The following is a 23,428-nucleotide window of genomic DNA, read 5'->3' on the forward strand; positions in this document are numbered from 1 at the left end:
CCCTCGACATGGCTACGACACCGGATGTCCGTCGCGAAGGTAAAGGCTGCTGCGACCGGTTTCGCGGGCATGCAATGCAGCCCTCACTCGGTCCCAAACGTAGGGTCGCAGACGCGCTCTGGCTTGTTCGGGGGCGACGAATTCGAAGGAGTCGAGTTCGTCGTCGGCAATCTGTAATGCGGCTACCTGCCGGTCGGTGAGTTCACCGGCGTCGAAAATGAACATGAGGCTGTCGTCCCAGGGACCGTGCGGCGATACCCAGTCCAGGCACAGCAAACTCAGTGCGGTATCGGGAAGGTGGAGTCCGAGTTCTTCTCTCAACTCACGCCGTAGCGCGGTATCCGGTGGTTCGTTTGCGTCGGCCATGCCGCCGGGGAGATCCCAGTTCGGTTTGTAATTCGGATCTACCAGCAGGATCCGACCGCGCTCATCGAAGAGGAGCGCGTCCGCTCCGACGCGCTTGCGTGGTTGAGTGGCGTTCCCTTCCGCTAGATAGCGCTGCCACGCTTCGGGGTCACGCTCATACAACGGGTCCACGGCATTCATAACATCACTGCGGACGAAGCTGACGGCCAGTGGGGTTCGTTGGTGGCCATCGCTGTATCCATGTCCTCTCGCGCATCTCTTCGCCGAGGTAGTCAAGGAACTCAGTCACTGACGGGACACCTCGGTAACGCTGGAGTCTGCCCTGCAGATCGCTGAGGTGCCGCACGACCAGGTAGGAACCGAGCGAGCCGGTGGTACCGATTGCCTCCGTTGCTATGGTGCAGGCTCGTTCGGGATGGCCTTGTTCGGTGATGATCGCGGCGAGGGTGAGCTGGCCGAAGGCTCGGCTACGGGTGCGTCCTGGCGGACGTAGGTCGATTATCTGTTGGGCGTGCTGCCCGGCACGGGCTAGGTCGCCGAGTTCGCGCCAGCACCGGGCCGCCTCGCTGGCCAGTGATCCGTGGTCGAAATGGCTGACCCACGGCGAAGCGTGGATCGGGCCGCTGTCGGTAAGAGCCGCGACGGCACGGTCGAGGAGTCTGTGAGCATCGCGCGGCCGGTGCAGCGCGGCGAAACTGCGGGCCTGCATGGCGTAGATCCGTGCCTTGAGTCCGGGATTTCCGGGCGCTTTCGACAGCGCGATCTCCGCGTCGTGTGCGTGGCGGATGGCCTCGGTGGGTTTGTCGCGATGGAGAGCGAGATGGCTCAAGCTGGCGAGTACATGGACCTCGAGTTGGCGGTCACGGCCGAGTTCGGACAGGTCGCGCGCACGGCAAAAGTGGTGGTAGGCCCGTTGATCATGCCCCGCGTCATGTGCCATCCAACCAGCCATCTCGGTTAGTCCGGCTGCGGCGATGAAGATTGCCGCACTGGATCCATGGTCTCCGGCGAACAGGCGAGGTCCGAGATCACTATGGAGGTAGGCGATTACCTCGGAGTACAGGTGGCCGCCCCCGAGTTCCCTGTCGGCGCACCGGAATTCCTGCATCACCGCGATATCGGGGTTTCCGGACGTCGCCTTACCGTCGACCCGGAGCAGTCGGAAAGGGCTGACCAGCGTGGGCGCGGTACCAAGTTCGCGCTTCACGTCGGCGCGATGGCCGCTGGGTAGTTCGAACCACAATATCTCTTGCGGGACCCCGAGAAGCTTCGCCCAGTAGATCAGCTTATCGAGGTGCTGGATCGGAGGGCCATTCTCGATTCGGCTGAGGCGTGCCTGAGTGATTCCGGCCCATCTGCCGACATCGCTTTGGCGTAAGGCAATGCCATGTGCAGGGTGGCATCGGTAGGCGGTAATGATCTGACCCATATGGCGTTGGTCGGAGGCGAATCGGATCGCGGGATGATCCCAGAACGTCGGGGGCAACGTCGGCGGCTTGGTGAGGTGTTCACGAGCGCCGAAAGTGCATGCCGCACAGATACCCTGCATGTTTCCTCGTGCGAGCAGTCCCCCGCACGACTTGCAGCATCGCTTCTGACTGTTACTCATCGACCTGCCCCCAACAATGCCGCGCCGCCGATGCCCCGTGAGCTGAGTGTAGGCGTGAGAGGACGACTCACGCGGGTTTATGACCGCCCGGGTATATCGCATAACCGATTGGACATGCGGATACAGCTTCGATGGGGTCATGGTGAAGGCCGTCCGAACACGACAGGGGTGAAACGCGATGGGGTTCAACTGGTGGCGAGATGGCGACGCTGACGGTCCGTCGGTACAGGAAATCGTGGATCGCGTCCAAGCCGAATGGAGGGCCGAGCGCCGACGCATCGAAGCCGCCGATTGCAAACCAGGCAACATGACCATGTGGCCTAACGGCGGGCCACACGAGGCCCCTGAACAACCGTTGAGCGTCGCCGAAGCACACCGGACTTTGCAGCGTCATCGAGCGTGCCGGGCCGATGACTGCCCGCGTAAGGCTGCGGCGAAGCACACGCTGATCGCGGCCGGGCGCATGAAGCCCGACACGTCACGGGAGAACTGAACGGCACCAGCCGGTCAGCAGCACAATAGGGGAATCCCATGCAGTACATCATTTCTCGACTCGTATTGATCATCGCTAGTGGCACTGCCGCGCTCATCTTCTTGGCCGGTCCGGCGGCAGCCGTCACGGTGCAGCAGTGCGAGGAAGCCGGGGGCGTCGTTATCCGCTGCGCGGAACAACCCATCACAAGAAACGACAAGGTCGGCTGCCCGGCACCCGGCAGGACAATCCGTCTGTGGTGTGTCGGAACACGCTTCTACTCCATGCCGGACGGTTCTCCAATGGAGGTGCTCGATACAGGTGGCAACAGCAGGTACGGGCGATAGTCTCGACGCCATGACCTCACGATTCGGTTCCGTCACCACGATCACGGGAGCGAGCCCGGCGGTGATCGCACTTCTTCGCCGCGCCGCGCGGGTCGCCGAACAACACGGACGCAACGATCTGGCGCCGGAGGATCTCCAAGTCGCGTTGCTCGAGGGGATTCCGTGGTCGACGCTCGAGGTGTGGTGGCCGCGAGTCGGTGGTACGCCGTTGCAGCGTGGTGTCGTCAACGATTTCGACCCGTCGGCGCCGCAAAAGGCATTGACCTACCCGGAATTGGTGGAGTTGGTGGCCTCGATGGTGCCCGGCCCGGCCGGGCGTGCGGAGTTGAACCCGGCAGAGCCGATCGCCGTCACCTATGAACTCTCGGGGCCAGACGCCGACGAGTTCCGCGCGGCGATCGAAGGTTCCGCGAAGTAGTCGGACCGGCCAGTCATGGGCAGGATCGAGTACTACTACGACCCGAAAGCACCCAAGCCCAATTCGCTTGTGGTGGCGTGCAATCTGCTTGTCACCGACGAGTCGGGGTCGATATTGCTGCAGCGGCGTCGTGACACGGGCCAGTGGGCGTTGCCGGGTGGTGCCATCGATGTGCGGACCGGGGATGGGTAAGCGGACACCCGCTCACCTCCGGTTGGTGGATACTTCCCGATGTGCGCGTAGAGATTTGTGTGGAGTCGGTTGGTGGGGTGCGGGTTGCTGAGGGGGCGGGGGCGGATCGGGTCGAGTTGTGTGGGGGGTTGTCTGATGGGGGGTTGACGCCGAGTTTGGGGTTGATCGAGGAGGCGGTGGGGCGGACTGTGAAAACGCAAGTGCACGTGTTGATTCGGCCGCGGGCGGGGGACTTTCAGTATTCGGCTGACGAGGTTTCGGTGATGGTTCGTGATATTCGGGCGGCTCGGGTGGCGGGGGCCGATGGGATTGTGATCGGGGCGATCGATGCGGCCGGTGCTTTGGACCCGGTGTGTGCGGCGTTTGTGGAGGCGGCCGAAGACCTGGATGTCACGTTTCATCGGGCGATCGATGTCAGTGCGTCGTCGAAACATGCGTTGGATCAAGCGATCTCGTTTGGTTTCACCCGCGTGCTGACTTCGGGCAGACAACGCTCTGTCTTGGATGGGGCGCCGGTGATCAAGGAGCTGGTGCGCCATGCCGCGGGGGCGATCGAGGTGATGGCGTGCGGTGGGGTGCGGCCGTCGAATGCTGTTCAGGCGATCGAGGCGACCGGGGTCTCGGATCTGCATGCGGCCGTGCGGATGCCGGTGCCGGGCGCCGCGAACAGCGCGGCGTTGTTCGCGGGAGTCGGTGTCCCCCAAGGGTTCGACCGTTTCGACACCGACCCCGCCGAGGTTGCCGCGCTCTGCGAGCTGGTCCGCGCGCGCTGAGTGAGACGCGGTCCGGCGGCAGATACCACCGGACCGCGATCGGTCAGCGGGACGCGTCGATCAGGCGCTGCCGCAGCCAGGTCAGCGGCGTGGAGCCGCCGCCGATGGCGTAGTGCGGGTAGCTCTGGTGAATCCCGGACTTCAAGAAGTCGTCGACCTGACGCTTGCGTTGTTCGTAGGCGGAATTGTTGAGCTGGTCCGACAGCAGGCCGAGACCACCGGCGGCGAGGGCGTCGGCGATGAGCTGGTTCGCCTGCTGCTGGTAGTTACCGAACAGCGCCGGGTTGGGGTTCGAGATCTGCGCGAACAGACCCGCGAACCGCGCGGCGAAATCGCCGTCGGGGGTCGCGCAGTACAGATCGCCCGCGGCGCAGAACGTGTAGGTCTGCGGGCTGAGCCAGCCGAAGCCGCCGATGCGCGGACCACCGGCACCGGCCCCCGCGACCGGCGGGCCGATCAGGTTGTCGGTGGGCGAGCGGCGCGGATCGGAGATGAGTCCGACCAGCGCGACGCGGTTCGGCGACACGACGCCGAGCCCGGTGCCGATCTCGGCGGCCAGGTCGCCGGCCGCGTCCGCGCCCTGGCTGTAGCCGAGCAGCGCGAATCGGGTGTTATCGCAATGCTGGGCCATCGTGGCGACCAGGCCGCGCGCGTGTTCGACGGCCTCCCCCTTGGAGCGGCCGTAAACGTCGCCCTCCCACGGGAACGCGGTCGCCGCGTACACCACATAGTCGGTCCGGACATTGCCGGGCAAGTTGTCGGCGACCGCGGCAAGCATTCCCTTGCCTGGATCGGTATTCGAGGTCTCCCAGGTGCCGGGAACCGCAACGACATACATTTCGGGGCAGTCCTGCGGGGCGGCCTGTGCGGTCGACGCCACACCCAGCGGTAGGGCGGCCGTGACCATCGCTGCCGCACATGCGGCGGTGTTCTTCCATCGCGATAACATCGTGTACTCCGTGCTCACTGCCGGACATTGCCCGGTCGGCGAAGGCGCTCGGTATCCGATTGAGCGCCGATGACTGTCTTTTCTTCAGGTGTATGCGTGTCGTCGGGAACGTCCCCGCAGATGGGAACAGTGTCCCCACAAAGTTCGTCCGACGCCAGCGGTTCCGACAGTACGTGGCCTACCATTCACCTGCACATCGATGCCCGGATGAGGCGTTTAGTCACCCTCGCGGCATACGACGGGTCGAGGAGAGTTTCGCCGAGCCGGTCGACGTAGGCCTCGCTGGTCCGTCCCGCGTCGATGGCGAGACGTGCGCGCACATCGGGCAGTTCGGCGTTCCACACCAGGTCAGCGGTCTCCGGACGAATCGTTTCGGCGCGATGAGACCGCAGCGGTCGAGACTGTCAACGGTCTGTCCGCGCCTGCTCGCCAACGGTTAGCGGTGGTACTCGGCCGCGTCGCGGCCATTCGTCGCGGCAGCGGTGATGATTCGCCGAAGACCAGAAACTCGGGCGCTGTTGTCGGCGATCCATCGGGCGAGTCGCATGGCTTCGACGATGTCCGATCGAACGCGGCGAGAAACAGTGCGCGTTTCGCGCCCGTCGACTACCTCAGCGCAGCAGCCCCGCGATCAACGCCATCAGCGCCCGCTGCGCGTCGATGCGGGCGACGTGGGGATCCGGTTCGTGCGCGACGATCAACCCGGCCTCGGTGACCGCGCTGAGCAACAGCTGGGCCAGCATCGAAACCGGCGCATCGACGATCAGTCCTGCGGCCCTGGCGTTTTCCAGCAGGGCCACGATCAAGCCGAGGCCGTGGCGGGCTTCGAATTCCCGCCACGCCTGCCAGCCCAGCACGGCTGGCGCGTCCGAGAGCGCGATACGAACCATCTCGGGCCGCTGGCAGATCTTCAGGAAGACACCGAGTCCGATCGACATGGTGGCCAGCAGATCGTCCGGCGCGGGCGCCGCGGCGATCGCCGCCTCGATCTCCTCGGTGTTCTCCACCTCGAGCTGTTCGAGCACCGCGAGGAACAGCCCGCGCTTGTCGCCATAGTGATAGTTCAGCGCGCCACGGGTGACCCCGGCGGCGATGACTATCTGTTCCGCCGATACGGCGGTAAACCCGTTTTCGGCGAACAACTTTCGGCCTGCCTGTTCCAGCACAGTCCGGGTACCGCGTGAGCGTTCTTCTTGACTACGGTGTTGCATGGAGCCGAGTGAACTCCAGGATCAGCTCGGTAAGCAACTCCGGTTGGTCCTCAGGGCTCGCGGTATAGGAATCTTCTATGAAACGCAAGGTGGCATTCGGCAGCTCCTTGGCCAGCCGCTCCGCCAGGGAAATCGGGAAGAGCTTGTCGTCCTTGGCCCAGGCGAGCAGCACCGGGATCTTGATCTCCGGATAGTGCTTGGCGGCCTCCAGGGTGTACCGGCGGTTCGCGGTCTTCAGGAAGCGGCGCAGGTCGTGCCGGATGGCGCCGGAGTTGCGGCTCGGCAGCAGGTAGGAGTCGATAACGTCATGTGGGACAGGATGTTTGGCGACCCAGCCGAGCGCGATCGGCAGCGGGTGCAGCGCCCGGATGCGCAGCAACTCGGTGACCGGTCGGATCGAGCCGGGAATCCGCGCGATCGGGGGAAGTATGTTGAACGGCGGCGGCAGGAATCGGTCGTAACAATCCACCGACGCGAGCACCACCCGCCCGATCCGATCGGTGCTGCGGCTCAGCAACACCTGCACGATCGCGCCGCCGGTGTCGTTGGCCACCAACGTGACATCGGTGAGATCGAGCGCGGTCAGGAAGTCCGCGATCCGGTCGGCCAGCCCGGTCGGGGTGAGATCGGCTTCGGGCACCGGAATCGAGTGGGCGCCGAGCGGCCAGTCGGGGCTGAGGCAGCGGTGCCCCGCGGCGGCGATGGCGGGAACGACCTTGCGCCAGAGGTTCGCGTTGACGAGCAGCCCGTGCACGAACACCACGGGCGCGCCGGATCCCGTGTCGTAGTATCGAATTCGACCGCCGGGCAGATCCACCTCGTGTGCCGGGCCGAGCGAAGTACTGTGTCCCATGTTCCCTCCGGTTTGGTAGGCACCCTGAATTTACATACATACCGCATGTATGTCTACATCACCAGTCCGCTCGGCTACCGAGCCGATGCTGGTTTCGTTTGTGGCGCACTGAGAGTCACCGCCGCACCGGCACCATCAACTCTCGCACCTCCTTTCGCCCGCCGCCCCGAGAATCGGCGCATCAGCGGATCGTCCACCCAGTGGTAGATCCCCGCCGCCGCCACCGTCGAGAGCACCAGGCACAACCCCGCCCAGCCGAGCCAGCTGAGTAGCCCGAATTGCTTGCCGCCGATGAAGAATCGCGTCACCAGCACCATGACCGGAAACTGGATCAGATAGAACGCGTAGGAGATATTGCCGAACCACACCATCCGCGGCGACGAGTTCAGCCCGCGGATCCCGGCGAGATCCCGCGCCGCCAACGTGGCGACCACCGCCGTCATCGGACCGACCAGCAGCGCCGACATCTTGTAGTTCACCGGAACCACCCAGGTCGCGGCGTATGCCACGGCGAGCGCGACCAGCGGCCACCGCACATTCGTCAGCCGCCATCGTCCCTCCAGCACCAGCCGCCCGGCCAGCACGCCGAGGAAGAACTCCGGCAGCCGCGACGGCGGGAAGTTGTAGCTGAGCCAATACGACGGCGACACCGGGATATCCGGCTGCCGGAACCAGGCCTGCGACGCGTGTAGCTCGTAATACGGCGAGTCGTCGCCCGGAACAAGCCGCGGCGCAAAGGTATTCGCGATGCCCTTGGGGCCGTCCACCCACAGGTAGTAACCGGTGTGCATGGCAAGGATCAGCACGAGCAGCCCGCCGAGCCACCACCACAGTCGCGCGCTGGGGATCCGCCGCACCAACGGCAGCAACAGCGGAAAACTGAAGTAGAACAACATTTCCGAGCACAACGACCAGGACGGCACGTTCAACCCGCCCACCGTCGTCCACTTCGGCACCCAGGTGTGCAGCAGCAGTACGTTGGGCACCCACAGCACCAGCCGGTGCAGCGGCACGCTCGCCAGCACGACGAACACCACCGCAGCGACCAGGTGTGTCGGATAGATCTTCAGCACCCGCCGCCAGTAGAACCGCGGCACCGAGCTGCCCGGCTTGAACGACCAGTAGATGATGAACCCGGACAGCACGAAGAAGAACGTCACCCCCGCCGCCCCGAGCTGCATCGGCATCACCTCGTGGATGTGCCGGAACAGCTCGGACTTCTGGAACGGATACACGGGCAGAAAGACCAAGGCGTGCAACAGGAATACCGCGAACGCCGCCCACCACCGCGCGCCCGTCAGCGACGGCAGCGCGGGCCGTCGCCGCTCGACCTCCTTCGACACCGCGGGGGGCGCGCTCACCATGATCAGCCCGCGATCAGCCGCTGTAGCGCCGCCGCGACGACGCCGTCACCGTGCGACGACGGGTGCACGGGGGTGCCCATCAGCTCGCTGCGCGGGTCGAGGATGCCGGCGAGCCACGGCTGCGGCGAGCACAGCCCGTGCCCGGCGGTCACCGCCTTGGCGTTGAAGAAGTCGACACCGAGGATCTGCGCGGCCTCGCGCTGTGCCACGTCCATCCGATCCCACAGCCCGATCGCCGCACCCGCGCGGGTCTGCACGATGGAGCCGACGCCGAGCACGTCGACGCACCACGTCTGCTGGCCGGGCGCGTTCATCTCCGGGTAGCCGACGAACACGATCCGCGCGTTGGGCGCGTAGTACCGCACGTAATCCACTACTGGCCGAATGCGTTCCACGTACTCCTGGGTGTTCACGCCGCGAAAGTCGGTGGCACGGTCCTGTTCCGCGGCTTCGGGGCCGCAGCCGCGCACCACGTCGAGCACGCAGTCGAGCAGGGTTTGGCGCAACCGCACCGTGTTCTGGCCCCAGGCATCGTTCAAGCCGGTCTGGATCAGCACCGTCTTGGTGCGCGGCCCGAACGAGCCCTGCCCATCCGCGACGCGCGCCTCCTGCGCCAGCGTGAATCCTGGGCCGCTCACCAAAGAGGCACCGCGGCAGGACGTGTCGATGAAATCGTCGGTGCCCCAGATCCCGATGTCCTTGGCGAGCTGGGTCGGCCATGAGGTCGGGCCGTGCGAGCAGTCCGGTGCCGCGTCCGGCGCGACGTTTTCGAGCGCGGCGGCGATGTCGCCGTTCGCGGTGAACGAGTCACCGAGCACCACAAGGGATTTCCCGCCTGCGGGGTCGGCGGAGGCGAACGGGGCCGAGGCGAGCAGCAGCGCGGAGGCCATGCTGATCGTGGCGGCGGCCAGTGCGCGGTAACGGGTCGAGAGCTTCATGTAGTTCCTTGTCGGTGCGCGGCAGGGTCAGTAGCCGGGTTTCGGTTCGAATCCGGGGTCGGGCAATGTCGGCGGCGCCGGTTTGGGTTGCGGCGGCGCCGGTTGCTGGGTTTGTGGTTTCGGCTTCGGTTCGGGAGCGGGCTGCGGGGCCGGGGCGGGCGCTGGAGCTGGCGCCTGGACTTCCGGCGCGGGCGCTGGCGGTTCCGGCGCGGGCGCTGGCGGTTCCGGCGCGGGTGGCGGCACGACCTCCGGTGCCGCGCTGGGCGGCACGGGCGCGATGGACGACGCGGGCGCAAGCGACGACGCGGGTGCGAGCGTGGCTTGCGGCACCACGGTGCTGCTCGGCGGCGTCGACTTCGCGTCGTCGCCGCAGGCGGAGGCCGCGAACGCGATGCCGCACAGAGCGGCCGCCGCGATCACGCGATGAGCTAGCCTGGCCCGATTACTACTCGATGTCATGTGGAGTTTCTCCCAACTCGTGTCCCGGCGAACCGGGTGATCCCTTGGTGCGCAACGCTTTCCGACGCCGCGTTCACACGACGAGCTCGTCGAGCGTCGGCATCCGTTCGGCGATCAGGTTGCCGGTGAAATCGCCGATCCAGCCGTCTTCCTCCTCGAAGAACCGGATGGCACAGAATCGGGGCACCTCGCCCATGTCGAACCAGTGCGTGGTTCCCGCGGGCACCGAGATCAGGTCGCCCTGCTCGCAGACCACCGCGTACACCTTGTCGCCGAGGTGCAGATAGAAGCAGCCCCTGCCTTCGACGAAAAAGCGAACCTCGTTTTCCGCGTGCCGGTGTTCGTCGAGGAACCGTTCCCGCGCGCCCTTGGCCTGTATCCGCCATTCCTCGTTGTCGGGGTCGGGGACCATGCGCACCACGTCCACCATGTGGTAGCCGCCGACGGCGCACACGGCGTCCACTTCGGCGCGGTAGGCGGCGAGCACCTCCGCCTGCGCGGCGGTGCGGGTGAGCGCCTTCGTCGGCCATTGCGCGAGCTGAATACCGAACGGCCCGAGCAATTCCGCGATCTCGTCGCGATCGGTGGTGCGCGCGAGCACCACGTCGCGGTCTTCTTCCGCCATCACCTGCACGATGGTCATGACTGACCTCCTCCGGTCGTTGTGCTGCGTAGGTGTAGTTCGCACAGCATTTCCAGGCACTCCATCCGGTTGTGCGCGGTTTCCAGATCGGGGCCCCAGGTGGTCGCGCCGTGCCGGTCGATGAGCAGCGCTGGCGGCGAATCCGGTGTGCACAGCGCGGCGAGGTCGGCCGCGATGCGGGGCACGTCCGGGTGATTGGCCAGCACCGGCAGCACGAACGGACCCGCGCCGCGCGGCCCGAACCCCTTGACGATCTCGAAGTCGCCGAATCGCACCGACCCGGGCCCGGCCTGCGTCGCGACCAGGGTGGCGTGCGGCGGGTGCGCGTGCACGACCGCGCCACAGTTCGGGAAAGCGCGGTAGAGCGCGGCGTGAATGCTGACCTCCGCCGACGGTCGGCCCCACTCCCCTACCGGCGCACCGGTTTCCGCGCGCACCGCGACCAGGTCGGACGCGCTGAGTTCGCCTTTGCTCCGGCCGCTCGCGGTGATCAGCGCCCGGCCGCCGGGTACCAGGACCGAGAGGTTGCCCGCGGTGCCGTCCAACCAGCCGCGCCGATGCAGCCGTGCGGCGGCCGCCGGAATGCCGTGGCCGAGAGCCGGGCGCAGCGTGCGCCGCTCGGTGACCACCGCGGTGACCAGATCGCGGGGTGTCACGTCGAAGGCCGGGTTGTAAGCGGCGGTGCCCGCGGGCGCGACCGGCTGACCGGCGAACGAGGTGACCTCCGCGGCCGCGCGCTGTTCGATCACGATCGACGCGCCGTCGGAGATCGTTTCGTCCACCGTCGATTCCGGCGCGACGACCACGAACGGGATGCCCGCCCGCGCCGCGGCAAGGGCCAGCGGGTAGCTGCCGATCTTGTTGGCCACATCGCCCTCAGCGGTGATCCGGTCCGCGCCGATCAGCACACAGTCAACCAGGCCCGCCGCGATGGCCGCGGAACTCGCCGAATCGACGCAGATGCGGTGCGGGATACCGGCTTCGGCCAATTCCCACGCGGTCAGCCTGGCGCCTTGCAGCAGCGGCCTGGTCTCCCCCGCGAGCACCGATTCCAGTCGGCCGCGCTGGGCGAGCTCGCGGAGGGCGCCGAGCGCGGTGCCCCAGGCGACGGTCGCCAATCTGCCGGTGTTGCAATGGGTCAGCACCCGCAGCCGGTCCCGGCCGGACAGGGCGAGCACCTCGTCGGCGGCCCGCGTCGCCATCCGCCGGTTGACCTGTTCGTCCTCGGTGAGCAGCGCCAGGGCCGCGTCCAGGACCGCCGCCGGTCCGTCCGCGAGCGAGCCGAGCACCCGGCGCACCGCCCAGGCCAGATTGACCGCGGTCGGCCTGGCCGCCGCGATCCGCGCGGCGTCGGCGCGCACCGCGGCATGGTCGCCGCCGTGCCTGCGGGCGGCCAGCGCGACCGCGAGCGCACCTGCCGCGCCGATCGCGGGGGCGCCGCGAATGGACAGTGTCTTGATGGCTTCGATGACCTGGTCCACCGTGGTCAGCGCGACGATCCGGTATTCGCCGGGCAGTGCGCGCTGATCAACGGCGTGGACGGCGCCCTCGACCCAGTCCAGTGAGCGTTCCATCGGGTGTCCAGGTCAGGCTTCGACGGTGAACACTTCGAACTGGTACACGAACGCGTAATCGTCGTCATAGAGCGCCGCGCACAGTTCGTCGTCGCGGCGCATCTGGTCGAGCAGTTCGGGTGCCGGCGTGTGCCGGGACAGGAAGTTGCGGTAGACGATGCGCGCGCCCGGCCGCGCGACGCGCACGACCTCCTTCATCAGGGTGCCGAACTGTTCCCGGTCGATGCAGCTGGTCACGTCCGAGAGGGAGAACTTGTCGACGGAGCGGTCCGGCAGCGAGCGCAGGTGGTCCATCAGGTCGGCCCTGACCACGTTCACCGCGGTGCTTGCCGCCCGGATGGCCGCCACGTTGTCACGTAACAGGTAGTGCGGCAGCACCTCTCGGTTCAGGTACTTGCCGTGGAACATGAAGGTGACCCAATCATTGTCCTTGGCAAGGTGATTGGTGAGCGTGTGGTCAAGCCGCTCCAGCACGTAGTCACCGCACGACTGCACGTCGGTGACCACCCGGTAGGAGTCGTCGTTGAGCACCGTCTTGAGCGTGCGCTCGGTGAAACCGTTGCGCACCATGGTGCGCCACAGCCTGCCGTCGATCCGGGTTCGGTAGATCCGGCGCTGGGTCTCCAGGTCGGGCGCGCTGAACAGCTCGCGCATAGCCTTGCCGTAGAGCAGCCGCATCGCCGGGGCGACCACCCGCACATACAGCTGCTCATGGCGGCCCGCCTGCAGCACGCCCTTCTCGATTGCCTTGTGGTACTTGGCGAAATAGGCGACCGCGCCGCGCGAGAGCTGCGGCGAGAGCTCCTCGAACAGCTGCCATCGATGCACCGACTCGTCGACACCGAGGAACTCGAGCAGCGTGTCATACGAAAAGTGCCGAATGGCGGCCAGTTTCAGTTCCAGCAGGTAGGTCTGGCCCGCCGAGCTGTCCACCGAGGTGACGGTGGCCGGGTTGTTCACCACCAGGCTCAGCGCCCGGCAGCCGCTGCCCGTCACCGCGAGCACAGTGTCGCCCTCGGCGATGTCCAATGCGCGCAGCTCCGAGCGGGAGTCTTCGTCGCAGGTGCTGTAGAGCAGCCAACGTTCGTTGGTTTCAGCACTTTTCATGATGTGTACCTCTCCGGGGAAAGCCTGTTCCGGTTGTCATGCGTTGGCCACGTCGGCCTGATCGTCGGCGGTCTCGGGGGTCTGAATCGGTGGATGGGCGGGCAGCAGCGCGCCCGCGACGAGCGCGGCGACCGCGCAGATGCCGGTCACCACCAGGCAGGAGACCTGGAAGCCGTGCAGGAAGGCCGTTTGTGCGGCATCGGCCAGTGTCTCGGCCACCGCGCTCTGACCCTGCGCGGCCAGACCCGCGGCCGCCTGCAGTGCGGCGCCCACCGAATCCCGGCTGTGCTCGAGCAACTCCTGCGGCACGCCGGGCACGCTGCCGTCGGACAGCTTCCCGTTGTACAGCGAGTGGTGCACACTGCCGACCACCGCGATGCCGAGGGTGCCGCCGAAAAGCCTTGTCGCGTCGTTCATCGCCGAGCCGATGCCCGCCTTGGCGGCCGGCACCACGCCCATGATGGCCTCGGTCGCCGGCACCGCGACCGAGCCGATGCCGAGGCCGATCACCACCATCTGCGCCGCGATCAGCCAGTAGCTGGTCGCCACGCCGTCGATCGAGAACCAGGCGTACGAGCTGGCCATCAGCACCAGCCCCGTCGTCACCACGATCCGGGTGCCGAGCTTGATCACCAGCTTGCCGCCGACCACCGAGCCGATGATGATCGCGACCGCCACCGGGATGAGCCGGACACCGGCGCCGAGCGGGGTGTAGGACTTCAGGAACTGGAAGTACTGGGTCACCAGGAAGGTGAATCCGTTCAAGGTGAAGAACGTGATGGTGATCGTCGCGCACGCGGCTGAGAACCGCAGATTGCGGAACAGTCGCACGTCGATCATCGGATGCGCGGTGTTCAGCTCACGCCACACCAGACCGGCGAAAAGCGCTGCGGCACCGACGAAACCGAGCAGGCTCACCGCACTCAGCCAGCCGCGGTTCGGCGCCTCGATGATGGTGTAGACGAGCAGTGCGATCGCCGTCGTCGACAACACCAGACCGGGAAAGTCGAGGCCCGGTGTCTCCGGGTCCCGCGAATTCGGCACGAGCAGCGCGACGAACAGGATGCACAGGATGCCGACCGGCACCACCACCACGAACACGCTGCCCCACCAGAAGTGTTGCAGCAGTACGCCGCCGAGGATCGGCCCGAGCACGACGCCGATACCGGACACCGCGCCCCACACGCCGATCGCCGCGGCGCGTTCACGGCGCTCGACGAAGACGTTGGTCAGGATCGACAGCGTCGACGGATAGATCAGCGCCGCACCGAGACCCATCACCGTGCGCGCGGCGATGAGCTGCTCGGTCGAGGTGCAGAGCGCACCGACACCGGTGGCGACGGTGAAGACCAGCAGACCGGCCAACAATGTCGAGCGCCTGCCGAATCGGTCACCGAGGCTGCCAGCGGCCAGCACCAGCGCCGCGAAGGTCAACGCGTAGGCGTCGATGATCCATTGCAGCCCACTGGTACTCGAACCCAGTTCCCGAACCAGGCTCGGCAGCGCCAGGTTCACGATCATCGCGTCCATGTAGATCGCGATGACGCACAGGCACAGCACCGCGAGCACGAGCGATTTGCTCCGCGATGTGGTGGCGGTCACGGCCGGTGTTGTCATGAAATATGCACCCCTGCTTCGTTCTTCGCGCGCATCGCCGTCGCGGCGAGCGCGGCCTGGAATGACAGTGCGATCACGTCGTTGGTGACGAGCACCGCGCCGCGGTTCAGGTCGCCGACCACGTGGATGCCGCGTACCGGTGTCCCGGCACCATCGAGCGGTTCGAACGTGCTGACGTCGATGCGAACCCCGCCAAGCGGATGCGCGGTCAGCAGACCGGCGTCGAGCAGCGCGGCGAGCAGCGGTTCGGTGCGCAACGCGGCCTCGTCGGTGCCCGCGCCGGTCGCGTTGATCACCACGTCCGCCCGCCGCACATGATCCTCGGCGAACAGCTCGAAACCGGTGTCGTCGGCGACCACGTGGTACAGCCCGCCGAGCACCCGCAACCGCCCGGCGTCCATCGCGTCGAGGACCCGGCGCGCGGTCTCCGGCGGGATCGGCGCGCCGTGCACGAGCAGCGGCGTGAGCCACTCGGCGAAGAACTCCGCCCGGTCGGCCTCGGCGAGCAGCTGCCAGGCGGGCAGCAGCAGCGGGGAGGCCCCGTTGACCACCTGCTGCCAGCCGCGTTCGGTGCCCGCCTCGACCTCGGCCAGCTCGGCGGCGAGCATCGCCCGCGTGGTCGGGCCGCAGTCACGCACCTGCGACCAGTCCGGCGGTTCGGCCGATGCCGCCTCGATATCGGCCATCAGCGCCCGCCCGAAGTCCTCGAGCCGCAACGTGCCCGCGTCCGCGGCGGCTCGCAGACAGCGGTCGACGTGCGGCACCGGCGCGGTGGTCTCCGGGCCGCGCAGCCGGGGCAGCCGCCCCGACCGCGAGGCGAGCAGCACCGGGCCGGTATGCCCGCGGGCGGCGAGGGTCAGGCCGACGTCGATCGCGGTGAGCCGGGTACCGAGCACCGCGACACGGGCGTCGGCAGGCAGCTCGGGCAGCCGCCACGGATCGCCGAAATACCCTGGCCGCCCGACCAATTCGGGGAAGGGATCGGTCTGCGCGAGCATCCCGACACAGATCGCCACGCGTTCGGCCCGGTAGCTCTGCCCACTCGCGCAACGCACCTGCCAATCCCCAGGGCCGCCAGTGATCCCGACGGCCTCGTCCTGGAGGAGATCGACCACCACGCCCGCGGCCGCCGCCTGCTTCACCGCTTGGTCGAACACGTCACGCAGGTACCGGCCGAACGCCGCGCGGGACGGGAATTCCGCGACCGGCTCCCCCGTCGCGCTCGACTGTTCGGTCAGCCAGCGCTGAAGTTCTTCGGGGTCACCGAGATTCAGCGCCGACTTGGCCGCCCTGGTGTTCAACAGGTGGGTCGGCTCGGGTGTGCCGAACGCGAGATGTGTTGCGGCCGGGTCACGGTCGATCACCACATAGCGCGAGCCCGCCGGTAGTCCGGGCAGCAGCTGCCTGGCCAGCGCCGTTCCCGTCGGCCCGCGACCGATCTGCACGACGACCGCGGTGTCCGGGTCTTTCCTCATCACGTGACGATCAGCGATTCGCCAGCGATGAACCGGTCCAGCGGCTCGGCGATGCTCACCCGTGACGGCGGGTGGAAGGCCAGGCCGCGACACGCGGTGTAGTACAGCGCGCTTGACCCGACCATGAACCCGACGCCGCCGAGCAGCTCGGTGGCAAGCGCCGAGGTCCGCTCGACGGTGCGCTGCACCGCGAACCGCACGTGCAGTGCGCGTGCGACGGTCTCGGCGTCGGCGCGGCCGTTCATGATGTCGGTCGCCACGGACTCGATTCCGGCCATCGCGGCGTCCAGCTCGCTGACCAGCAGCATCCGGTCGACGGCGCTGCCGCGGCGCTGGTCGAGCACCCGCTCGGCCAGCCCGCTCGCCATGCCGAGATAGCAGGCCGACACCAGCAATTCGAAGGTCAGCCAGCCCGCGGTCAATGCCGCGTTCAGGCTGTCGGTCTTGCCGAAGAACGACACCGACTCCTCGGGGATCTCGACATCGGTCAGCACCACTTCCTCGGTCTCCGAGCCGGGGAAGACCAGCCCGTTGCCGAGCGGACGCACCTCGATGCCCGGCGAATCCGCCGGAATGATCACCAGCGCCAGTTGTTCCTCGTCCTCGCCGTCCGGACGCAGCATCACGCTCGCGGTGAGGATGTCCATCGAGCGCGCCAGGCTGCACGGCTTCTTGCTGCCGGACAACTTCCAGCCGCCAGGCACCCGCTCGCCGCGCAGCTTCGGCGCGATCACGCTGGCACCGGGCACCCCTTCGGCGAACGCCGAAGCCAGGTACAGGCCGCCCTGAGCCACCATGCCGAGCAAGGCCTCAGTGGTCGGCCCCGGCGGGATGGCGGCGACCGTGCACGAGTGCATGTTCACCGCGATAGCCAGTGAGGGGGAACGACTTCCGAGTACCCGGTGGATCTGCGCGGCCTCCAGCAGCGAGGCGCCGAGGCCGCCCGCCTCCTTGGCGATCAGCAGGCCGGCGCCGCCCGCAGCGCGAAAGAGGCTGAGTCCAGGGCTCTCCGGTGATTCGAGGACCTCCAGTGCCACCTCACCCAGTTTGTTATCGAGTCCGGGCACGTACCGCTCGGCGGTTTCGCGTTCCCTCGACATGAATCGCATTGCTATCTCCCATGATTGACCCCCCAGTTGTGCGGTTGTGCGGGGTCAGACGACGAACAGTTGATCGGCGAGCATCTCGTCGAGGCTCTTCTCGAAGGCGTGCGCGATCTGGTCGAGGTCTTCGGTGGTGTGTGCGGCGCTGATCAGAAAGCTGTGCAGCTCAGGCAGATACACCTGATGCTTGCGCATGTAGTAGGCCAGCGCGATGGTGGCCTTGAAGTTGCTGCCCGCCATGCGTTCTCGGTACAGCCCCGCCTCGCGGTGGCTGAAGTTGAGCGAGAAGATCGAGTTGCGGGCGTTGATCCGGCAGGCGATATCGCGGTGCTCGGTGGCCTCGCGCAGCATGGCGGCGAGGCGCTGGGTGTTCTCCTCCAGTTCGACGTAGATCTCTTGGTGCGCACGCAGATAGCCGAGTGCGGCCAGGCCCGCGGTGCAGGTCAGCGAGTTGCCGCTGAGGGTGCCACCGGCGAAGACCTTGTTCTCGTAGTCGTAGAACGGATCCTGGGAACTCTTGGCGAGGTCGACGATGCGCGCGTCGCCGACCACCGCGCCACAGGGCAGGCCGCCGCCGATCACCTTGCCGAGGCAGGTGATATCCGGGTGCACGTCGGCAAGTACCTGCACCCCGCCGTAGGCGACGCGGAAGCCGGAGACCACCTCGTCGAAGATCAGCGGGATATCGAGTTCGGTACAGAGCCTGCGCAATTCGCGCAGGAACTCGAGTTTCAAGGCGACCACCGAGGTCGGCATCGGTTCCAGGATCACGCAGGCGAGTTCGTCGGCGTGCTCGCGCAGTCGCGCCAGCCCGTTGAGGTCGCCGTACTGCATGACCACGGTGTTGTGCACGGTCCCGGGGTCGGAGCCGAGCGAACCGGCCACCGGCTCGGGCCGCTTGCTGTCACCGGAGAACCGGAACCACGAGCTGACCATGCCCTGATCGGAGAAGCCGTGGTAATGGCCCTCGAACTTGGCCACCATCGTGCGCCGCCGGTAGCCGCGGCACATCCGGGTGGCGATCATGATCGCCTCGGTGCCCGAGTTGCACAGCACCGCCTTCTGCGCGGCCGGGAACGCGTCGACCAGCAGTTCGGCCAGCTCGATTTCGGCCGCGTTGCCGATGCCGTTGACCAGGCCGCGTTCGGTGCCCGCGGTGATCGCGGCGTTGATCACCGGATGGGCGTAGCCGAGCAGGTGCGGGCCGTAACCGCCGGACAGGTCGAGGTATTCGTTGCCGTCGAAGTCGCGCACGCTGCCGCCCGAGGCCTCCTTGACGAACACCGGGAACCCGCTCGGAAAGAAGTAGCGGTCGATGTGGGTCGGCGCGACCAGCGTGGAGCGGGCCCGGTCGCGCATGGCCAGCGAGGTCGGCATCTGCTCAGCGAAACCGGTCTCGAAGCGCTTCTCGATCTCGGCGTTCATGTACGGCGAGTAGCGATCGGTGAATTTGCGTGCGTTGGCCCAGATGTCGATACCGGGATCGATCTGGGAGGCGAAGCCCTCACAGGACAGGAAGACCAGCTCGACCTTGGTGAAATTGGTGGTGTATTGCGCGTCGTATTTGCGCAGCACATTGCTGACGTCGTTGAAGTACGACACGGTCGACCACTGATTCGAGCTGATGTCGAAGTGGTAGCGCAGCACCTCGGCCATCTGGGCGTTGTAGGTCTCGCGATCGGCGTCGAGTTTCTTGTTCGTCAGCACGAAGTAGCGGGTGAAGCGGTCGATCGCGACGTCCCACTCCTTGCGGGTGCAGGCGTAGTAGAACGAGGAGAGGCCCCACTTCTCGTCCTCGCTCAGCTCCACCGTGACGCCGTAATCCAGCAGGATCAGCGAGCCGTCGGCGGTGAACATGACATTGCCGGGATGCGGGTCGCCATGGCAGATGCCGTGCATGTACAGCATCGTGTAGATCACGTCCTGCAACCGCTGTGCGAGCCGTTCGCGCGGGAAACCGACTGTCTCGGAGAGCTTTCCGGGAATGCCGTCCATGAACTGCATCACCAGCATGCGCGAGGTGACCAGTTCGGGCAGCACGGTCGGCACCTGAACATAGGGGTGCGCCTTGAAGTTCGCGCCGATCCGTCGCTGCTGCTCGGCCTCGTGGGTCATGTCGGCCTGTGGCCGCAGCAACCGGGCCACCTCGTCGAATCGCTTGGGCAGGTTCAGTTCCCGCACCCGTGGCGTGGCGCGGTGCACCAGTTTCAGCACCGAACCAATGGCGCTGAGGCTCTCATCGATCTGTTGCGGCACCGCGTCTTTGACCAGTTTTACCGCGACCTTGCGGCCGTCGAGCAGCTCGGCGATGTGTACCTGTGCGACCGAGGCGCTGGCCACCGGGTCGAGATCGATGGTGCGGAAGGTGTTTTCGAGTGGGCCGCCGAGCTCTCGTTCGATCGCCCGGCGCGAGGCCTCCTTCGACATGTGCGGCGTCTGGTCCTGCAGCACGCGCAGGGTGTCCACCCAGGACGGCGGCAGCAGATCCGAACGGGTGGCGGCGATTTGGCCCATCTTGATGTAGATCGGGCCCATCCTGAGCAGGAACTCGAGGATCGCGTCCGCGCGGCGCTGTTCGGTGCCCTTGGCGTCGCGCTGCCGCAGTGTCGCGATCGAATACTCCGCGGCGCCGAGCGCCGAGAAGGTGGCCGCCTTGGCCAGATGTTTGAGCATGGTTTACCAGTTCCGATCAGGCTCAGAAGACAAAAGAGAAGGCGCCGAACGACATACCGGCGCTGCCGACCCAGCCGACCGCCCGATCCCCTGGCCGCAACCGCCCTGCCTCGACCGCGGAAGCGATGGCGGCGGGCACCGACGCGGACACCACGTTGCCGGTCGTGCCGTACACGTGATGGATGACGTCGCCGAGGCCGACCTTGTCGGCCATGCTCTGCCAGTAGCGCTGGCTCGACGCGTGCGTGAACAGCGCCGCCACCTCGTCGGTCGCGACATCGAGGCGCTCGAAGACCGCGTGCGCCTCGGCGGCACCGGCCTCGTGCATCTCGAATCCGTAGGAGGTGAAGAAGCCGACGCCGTTCGCGGCCAGCTTGTCCGACGGTTCGCAGTAGCCCTCGTAGCCGTCCAGCGTCACGTTGCACAGTGGCGCCAGGTCCGGGCGGGAGGTGAAGTGGAACTCCCACGGCTCGTTGTCCTCGGCGGTGAGCACGGTCGCGGTGGCCGCCTCGCCGAGGGTGTAGGCGGGGAAGGTTGATTCCAGCGCTTCCAGCTGCCGCATCCGGTACAGGTGCGGGAACACCACGCCGCCCGAGCGCAGGTTGAACTCCGCGTTGACGATCATCGCCTTGCTGAATTGCCCTGTCCGGAACAGTGATTCGGCGACCTGCACGGCCCTGGTCCAGCTCATGCACGCGTCGAGGATGTCGAAGCAGTGCGCGTTGGCGAGGCCGATCGCGGAGGCCGAGTGGTACGCGCCGCCCGGCTCGATGAAACCGCGGCCGATGCCGGTGTAGATCAGCAGGTCGATCTCGTCGGGGCCCAGATCCGCCTGTGCCAGTGCGGAATTGGCGGCGTCGCGGAGCAGTTCGATGGGGCGTTCACCGGCGTCGAGCCACTGTCGCGATTCCGAACCCGCGTAGCGCAGGTAGTAGTCCACCTTGCGCAGTGCGTCGTCGAGGTCGCCTTCGAAGTAGTCCGCGCTGTGTTCGGCGATCAGGTCGGTGATGTCGGTATTGGTTACGGTGCGGGCGGGTAGGCCGGCGGCCACCGAGCGAATCTTCATCTTACTGAGCTCCTACGCCGGTGGGATCGGCCGTCGGCGTTTCGATAGGCGGTGCCGTGGGGTTGGGCACCAGGTGGTCGGCGATGCGACCGGTCATGTCGTCGATGGTTTCCGCGTCCCACATCAGTTCCGGTGGGAACCGCTTGCCTGACCAGGTCTCCAGCTGGTCGTGCAGGTTCATCTGATCGACCGAGCCGAGGCCGTGCTCGACCAGCGAGCGGCTGATGTCCAGCCGTGGCGCGTCCTGGCCCATGTTCTGGGCGATCCACTCGTGTATCTGGGTCAGCAGTCCCTGCTGCACCAGTTCGCGCATCGACGGCATACCTGGCGCGGCCGAATCGTCTTGTGCGGCGGACGTTTCGGCGATGGTCACGAGACCCTCCCAGCGGTAGACCTCGCTGAGGCGGCCCGCGAGGAAATCGGCCTTGCATTGCTGGCGGCGCATTTTGCCGCTGGTGGTGCGCGGGATGGTGCCCTGGCTGATGAACACGATCATCGACGGCGCGAGCGCGTGCTTGCGCGCGACCGCGTCGTGCACGACGGTGACCAGGTCGGCCGGGGTGGTGTCGGCGCGGTGTTCGGCGACGAGCACCAGGTTTTCCTGGCCGTCCCGGTCGACGGCGAAGGCGATGACGGCACCGGCGCGCAGCGAGTCGTCGCTGACAACCACCGTGGCCTCGATGTCCTCCAGGTAGTAGTTCACCCCGTTGACGATCATCAGGTTCTTGACCCGACCGCAGATGAACAGCTCGCCATCGCGCAGAAAACCGAGGTCACCGGTGCGCAGGTAGGTTCGGCCGTCGTCGGAGCCGGTGATCGTCGCGCGGAACGTGCGCGCACTCTCCTCCGGTCGCCCCCAATACCCCGGGGACACGATCGGACCGCTCACCCAGATCTCACCCACCGCGTCGCTCGGCAGCCGTTCACCGGATTCCGGTGCGACGATGGCGATTTCGGTGTCCATGACGGCCCAGCCGCAGCCGACCAGTTCGGTGCTCTCCGGCCCGGTCGCGAGCTCCACGCGGCGCACACCGAGCGCGGTCTCGTCGAAGTGGGCCGAGGTGAACGCGCGGCCGGACGAGCCGGACGCCACCTTCAGGGTGGCTTCGGCCAGCCCGTAGCCGGGGGTGAGTGCGGTGCGCGGCAGTCCGTGCGCGGCGAAGGTGGCCTGGAAGCGGTCCAGGGTCGCCTTGCGGACCGGCTCGGCGCCGTTGGACACCAGCCGCCAGCTGCTCAGGTCGAGCCCCGCGCGCTGCTGCGGGGTGGTCTTGTCCACGCAGAGGTCGAACGCGAAGTTCGGCGAGCCACTGTGCGTGCCACGGTATTCCGAGACGGCGGCCAACCAGCGGATCGGGTTCTTCACGAAGGTGGCCGGTGCCATCAGCACCGCCTTGGTGCCCGTGAACACCGGCATCAGCACGCTGCTCACCTGGCCGAAGTCGTGGAAGTGCGGCAACCACGACACCACGACGCTGGTGCTGTCGACGCCCCACCCGTAGACCAGTTCCGCGCACTGGTGCAGCGCCATCGCGTGGTCGATGATCACGCCTTTGGGCGTCGAGGTCGATCCGGAGGTGTATTGCAGGTACGCGATATCAGTGACCGGGAATTCCGGATATGCGGTCTGTTTCGAGTCGTCGGCGGCTATTGTGCTCGCCGCGTCCTCGACCGTTTCGACAATTCGAGGTAAATTCTTGATGAACAGGCCGTCGGGCAACGAATCCATTCCCGAGGCGACATTCACACTCGTGATAACCACGCTGGCCGCGCAGTCTCGCGCCACCACATCCACGTGTTCGGCGCGGTTTCTTTCCGGCGGAAACAGGGGAACCGCGATCACTCCGGCATACAAGCAACCATAGAATGCCACGACATATTCGAGTCCGGGTGGATGTAGCAGAAGCGCCCGGTCTCCGGCGCTTACTTCGCCGGTCAGACGGTGCGCGAAGGCTCTGGCACGCCGGTGCAGATCGCCATAGGTGAGCGCATCCGATTGCCGTCCTTCTTCGTCGAGGAAAACAAAAGCTGTGCTATCCGCAAGTTCAATGACACGTGTATCGAGAAGGTCCGTCCAATTACTTAAAGGCGCATGCGGACAGTCCGATGAAATTCTCATGAAAACCCCAACATCGATCACGGCCCCACATGACGGGTATCGATTCATTACTCGCAGACATATCGCTTCGACTTTGAAGCCTGCGAGCCCGCATAACGGGGTA

Annotated in this window: 22 protein-coding genes; 4 read left to right on the forward strand and 18 right to left on the reverse strand. The window is 66.7% G+C overall.

The window, feature by feature from the left end; translation table 11 throughout:
* Positions 1-12 precede the first annotated feature (12 nt).
* Positions 13-546 (reverse strand): NUDIX domain-containing protein, encoded by a 534-nt coding sequence (locus tag OG203_RS03240; protein ID WP_405164149.1) that lies wholly within the window; start codon positions 544-546, stop codon positions 13-15.
* A gap of 4 nt (positions 547-550) precedes the next feature.
* Entirely contained in the window at positions 551-1,573 is a 1,023-nt protein-coding gene (locus OG203_RS03245) for a hypothetical protein (protein WP_405164150.1), read from the reverse strand.
* A gap of 933 nt (positions 1,574-2,506) precedes the next feature.
* Here OG203_RS03245 and OG203_RS03250 point away from each other — a divergent pair.
* The 4 genes from OG203_RS03250 to OG203_RS03265 are packed head-to-tail and all read left to right on the forward strand — an operon-like array spanning position 2,507 to position 4,177.
* Positions 2,507-2,794, forward strand: a complete 288-nt coding sequence (locus OG203_RS03250; protein ID WP_405164151.1) for a hypothetical protein — start codon at positions 2,507-2,509, stop codon at positions 2,792-2,794.
* Between the two features lie 10 nt (positions 2,795-2,804).
* Positions 2,805-3,212, forward strand: a complete 408-nt coding sequence (locus tag OG203_RS03255) for a hypothetical protein (protein WP_405164152.1) — start codon at positions 2,805-2,807, stop codon at positions 3,210-3,212.
* Between the two features lie 15 nt (positions 3,213-3,227).
* Complete coding sequence (locus tag OG203_RS03260) at positions 3,228-3,404, forward strand: NUDIX domain-containing protein (RefSeq protein ID WP_405164153.1); 177 nt, start codon at positions 3,228-3,230, stop codon at positions 3,402-3,404.
* Positions 3,405-3,445: 41 nt separating this feature from the next.
* Positions 3,446-4,177, forward strand: a complete 732-nt coding sequence (locus OG203_RS03265) for a copper homeostasis protein CutC (protein WP_405164154.1) — start codon at positions 3,446-3,448, stop codon at positions 4,175-4,177.
* 43 nt (positions 4,178-4,220) lie between these two features.
* Here OG203_RS03265 and OG203_RS03270 read toward each other — a convergent pair whose 3' ends face one another.
* The 16 genes from OG203_RS03270 to OG203_RS03345 all read right to left on the reverse strand — a co-directional run bounded on the left by OG203_RS03270 (position 4,221) and on the right by OG203_RS03345 (position 23,346).
* Positions 4,221-5,126: a cutinase family protein gene (locus OG203_RS03270; RefSeq protein WP_405164155.1), complete on the reverse strand. Its 906-nt coding sequence runs from the start codon at positions 5,124-5,126 to the stop codon at positions 4,221-4,223.
* 185 nt (positions 5,127-5,311) lie between these two features.
* The gene (locus OG203_RS03275) at positions 5,312-5,470 is read right to left on the reverse strand and encodes a hypothetical protein (RefSeq protein ID WP_405164156.1); all 159 of its coding nucleotides are present in this window, start codon (positions 5,468-5,470) and stop codon (positions 5,312-5,314) included.
* A 267-nt stretch (positions 5,471-5,737) separates the two neighbouring features.
* The gene (locus OG203_RS03280; protein WP_405164157.1) at positions 5,738-6,337 is read right to left on the reverse strand and encodes a TetR/AcrR family transcriptional regulator; all 600 of its coding nucleotides are present in this window, start codon (positions 6,335-6,337) and stop codon (positions 5,738-5,740) included.
* A complete protein-coding gene (locus OG203_RS03285; RefSeq protein ID WP_405164158.1) occupies positions 6,324-7,190 on the reverse strand; it encodes an alpha/beta fold hydrolase in 867 nt (288 codons plus the stop codon). Before OG203_RS03285 ends, OG203_RS03280 begins: the two co-directional genes overlap by 14 nt.
* Positions 7,191-7,264: 74 nt before the next feature.
* Entirely contained in the window at positions 7,265-8,551 is a 1,287-nt protein-coding gene (locus tag OG203_RS03290) for an acyltransferase family protein (protein WP_405164159.1), read from the reverse strand.
* A gap of 5 nt (positions 8,552-8,556) precedes the next feature.
* Complete coding sequence (locus tag OG203_RS03295; protein WP_405164160.1) at positions 8,557-9,492, reverse strand: SGNH/GDSL hydrolase family protein; 936 nt, start codon at positions 9,490-9,492, stop codon at positions 8,557-8,559.
* Positions 9,493-9,519: 27 nt separating this feature from the next.
* The gene (locus OG203_RS03300; protein WP_405164161.1) at positions 9,520-9,951 is read right to left on the reverse strand and encodes a hypothetical protein; all 432 of its coding nucleotides are present in this window, start codon (positions 9,949-9,951) and stop codon (positions 9,520-9,522) included.
* 73 nt (positions 9,952-10,024) lie between these two features.
* On the reverse strand, positions 10,025-10,594 hold the full coding sequence (locus OG203_RS03305) for a 1,2-dihydroxy-3-keto-5-methylthiopentene dioxygenase (protein ID WP_405164162.1): 570 nt from the start codon (positions 10,592-10,594) through the stop codon (positions 10,025-10,027).
* Positions 10,591-12,168 (reverse strand): S-methyl-5-thioribose-1-phosphate isomerase, encoded by a 1,578-nt coding sequence (gene mtnA, locus OG203_RS03310; RefSeq protein ID WP_405164163.1) that lies wholly within the window; start codon positions 12,166-12,168, stop codon positions 10,591-10,593. The genes OG203_RS03305 and mtnA overlap by 4 nt, the downstream gene beginning before the upstream one ends.
* 12 nt (positions 12,169-12,180) lie before the next feature.
* A complete protein-coding gene (locus OG203_RS03315; protein WP_405164164.1) occupies positions 12,181-13,275 on the reverse strand; it encodes a DUF3419 family protein in 1,095 nt (364 codons plus the stop codon).
* 36 nt (positions 13,276-13,311) lie between these two features.
* Positions 13,312-14,892 carry a DHA2 family efflux MFS transporter permease subunit gene (locus tag OG203_RS03320; RefSeq protein ID WP_405164165.1) on the reverse strand — a complete coding sequence of 527 codons (1,581 nt, stop codon included), beginning with the start codon at positions 14,890-14,892 and terminating at the stop codon, positions 13,312-13,314.
* Positions 14,889-16,367 (reverse strand): FAD/NAD(P)-binding protein, encoded by a 1,479-nt coding sequence (locus OG203_RS03325; protein ID WP_405164166.1) that lies wholly within the window; start codon positions 16,365-16,367, stop codon positions 14,889-14,891. Before OG203_RS03325 ends, OG203_RS03320 begins: the two co-directional genes overlap by 4 nt.
* Positions 16,367-17,476 carry an acyl-CoA dehydrogenase gene (locus OG203_RS03330; protein WP_405164167.1) on the reverse strand — a complete coding sequence of 370 codons (1,110 nt, stop codon included), beginning with the start codon at positions 17,474-17,476 and terminating at the stop codon, positions 16,367-16,369. Before OG203_RS03330 ends, OG203_RS03325 begins: the two co-directional genes overlap by 1 nt.
* A 45-nt stretch (positions 17,477-17,521) precedes the next feature.
* Positions 17,522-20,143: an aminotransferase class III-fold pyridoxal phosphate-dependent enzyme gene (locus OG203_RS03335; RefSeq protein ID WP_405164168.1), complete on the reverse strand. Its 2,622-nt coding sequence runs from the start codon at positions 20,141-20,143 to the stop codon at positions 17,522-17,524.
* A 22-nt stretch (positions 20,144-20,165) separates the two neighbouring features.
* The gene (locus OG203_RS03340) at positions 20,166-21,209 is read right to left on the reverse strand and encodes a 3-oxoacyl-[acyl-carrier-protein] synthase III C-terminal domain-containing protein (RefSeq protein ID WP_405164169.1); all 1,044 of its coding nucleotides are present in this window, start codon (positions 21,207-21,209) and stop codon (positions 20,166-20,168) included.
* A gap of 1 nt (position 21,210) precedes the next feature.
* Positions 21,211-23,346 (reverse strand): AMP-binding protein, encoded by a 2,136-nt coding sequence (locus OG203_RS03345; protein WP_405164170.1) that lies wholly within the window; start codon positions 23,344-23,346, stop codon positions 21,211-21,213.
* Between the last annotated feature and the right edge of the window lie 82 nt (positions 23,347-23,428).

This window comes from Nocardia sp. NBC_01499 (assembly GCF_045040275.1).
Classification (GTDB): Bacteria; Actinomycetota; Actinomycetes; order Mycobacteriales; family Mycobacteriaceae; genus Nocardia.

Bases quoted from the DNA above. Each gene is read 5' to 3' on its own strand.
- OG203_RS03240 (WP_405164149.1), bottom strand. From the start codon at position 546: ATGAATGCCGTGGACCCGTTGTATGAGCGTGACCCCGAAGCGTGGCAG.
- OG203_RS03250 (WP_405164151.1), top strand. From the start codon at position 2,507: ATGCAGTACATCATTTCTCGACTCGTATTGATCATCGCTAGTGGCACT.
- OG203_RS03255 (WP_405164152.1), top strand. From the start codon at position 2,805: ATGACCTCACGATTCGGTTCCGTCACCACGATCACGGGAGCGAGCCCG.
- OG203_RS03260 (WP_405164153.1), top strand. From the start codon at position 3,228: ATGGGCAGGATCGAGTACTACTACGACCCGAAAGCACCCAAGCCCAAT.
- OG203_RS03270 (WP_405164155.1), bottom strand. From the start codon at position 5,126: ATGTTATCGCGATGGAAGAACACCGCCGCATGTGCGGCAGCGATGGTC.
- OG203_RS03280 (WP_405164157.1), bottom strand. From the start codon at position 6,337: ATGCAACACCGTAGTCAAGAAGAACGCTCACGCGGTACCCGGACTGTG.
- OG203_RS03285 (WP_405164158.1), bottom strand. From the start codon at position 7,190: ATGGGACACAGTACTTCGCTCGGCCCGGCACACGAGGTGGATCTGCCC.
- OG203_RS03295 (WP_405164160.1), bottom strand. From the start codon at position 9,492: ATGAAGCTCTCGACCCGTTACCGCGCACTGGCCGCCGCCACGATCAGC.
- OG203_RS03300 (WP_405164161.1), bottom strand. From the start codon at position 9,951: ATGACATCGAGTAGTAATCGGGCCAGGCTAGCTCATCGCGTGATCGCG.
- OG203_RS03305 (WP_405164162.1), bottom strand. From the start codon at position 10,594: ATGACCATCGTGCAGGTGATGGCGGAAGAAGACCGCGACGTGGTGCTC.
- mtnA (WP_405164163.1), bottom strand. From the start codon at position 12,168: ATGGAACGCTCACTGGACTGGGTCGAGGGCGCCGTCCACGCCGTTGAT.
- OG203_RS03315 (WP_405164164.1), bottom strand. From the start codon at position 13,275: ATGAAAAGTGCTGAAACCAACGAACGTTGGCTGCTCTACAGCACCTGC.
- OG203_RS03320 (WP_405164165.1), bottom strand. From the start codon at position 14,892: ATGACAACACCGGCCGTGACCGCCACCACATCGCGGAGCAAATCGCTC.
- OG203_RS03325 (WP_405164166.1), bottom strand. From the start codon at position 16,367: ATGAGGAAAGACCCGGACACCGCGGTCGTCGTGCAGATCGGTCGCGGG.
- OG203_RS03330 (WP_405164167.1), bottom strand. From the start codon at position 17,476: ATGCGATTCATGTCGAGGGAACGCGAAACCGCCGAGCGGTACGTGCCC.
- OG203_RS03335 (WP_405164168.1), bottom strand. From the start codon at position 20,143: ATGCTCAAACATCTGGCCAAGGCGGCCACCTTCTCGGCGCTCGGCGCC.
- OG203_RS03340 (WP_405164169.1), bottom strand. From the start codon at position 21,209: ATGAAGATTCGCTCGGTGGCCGCCGGCCTACCCGCCCGCACCGTAACC.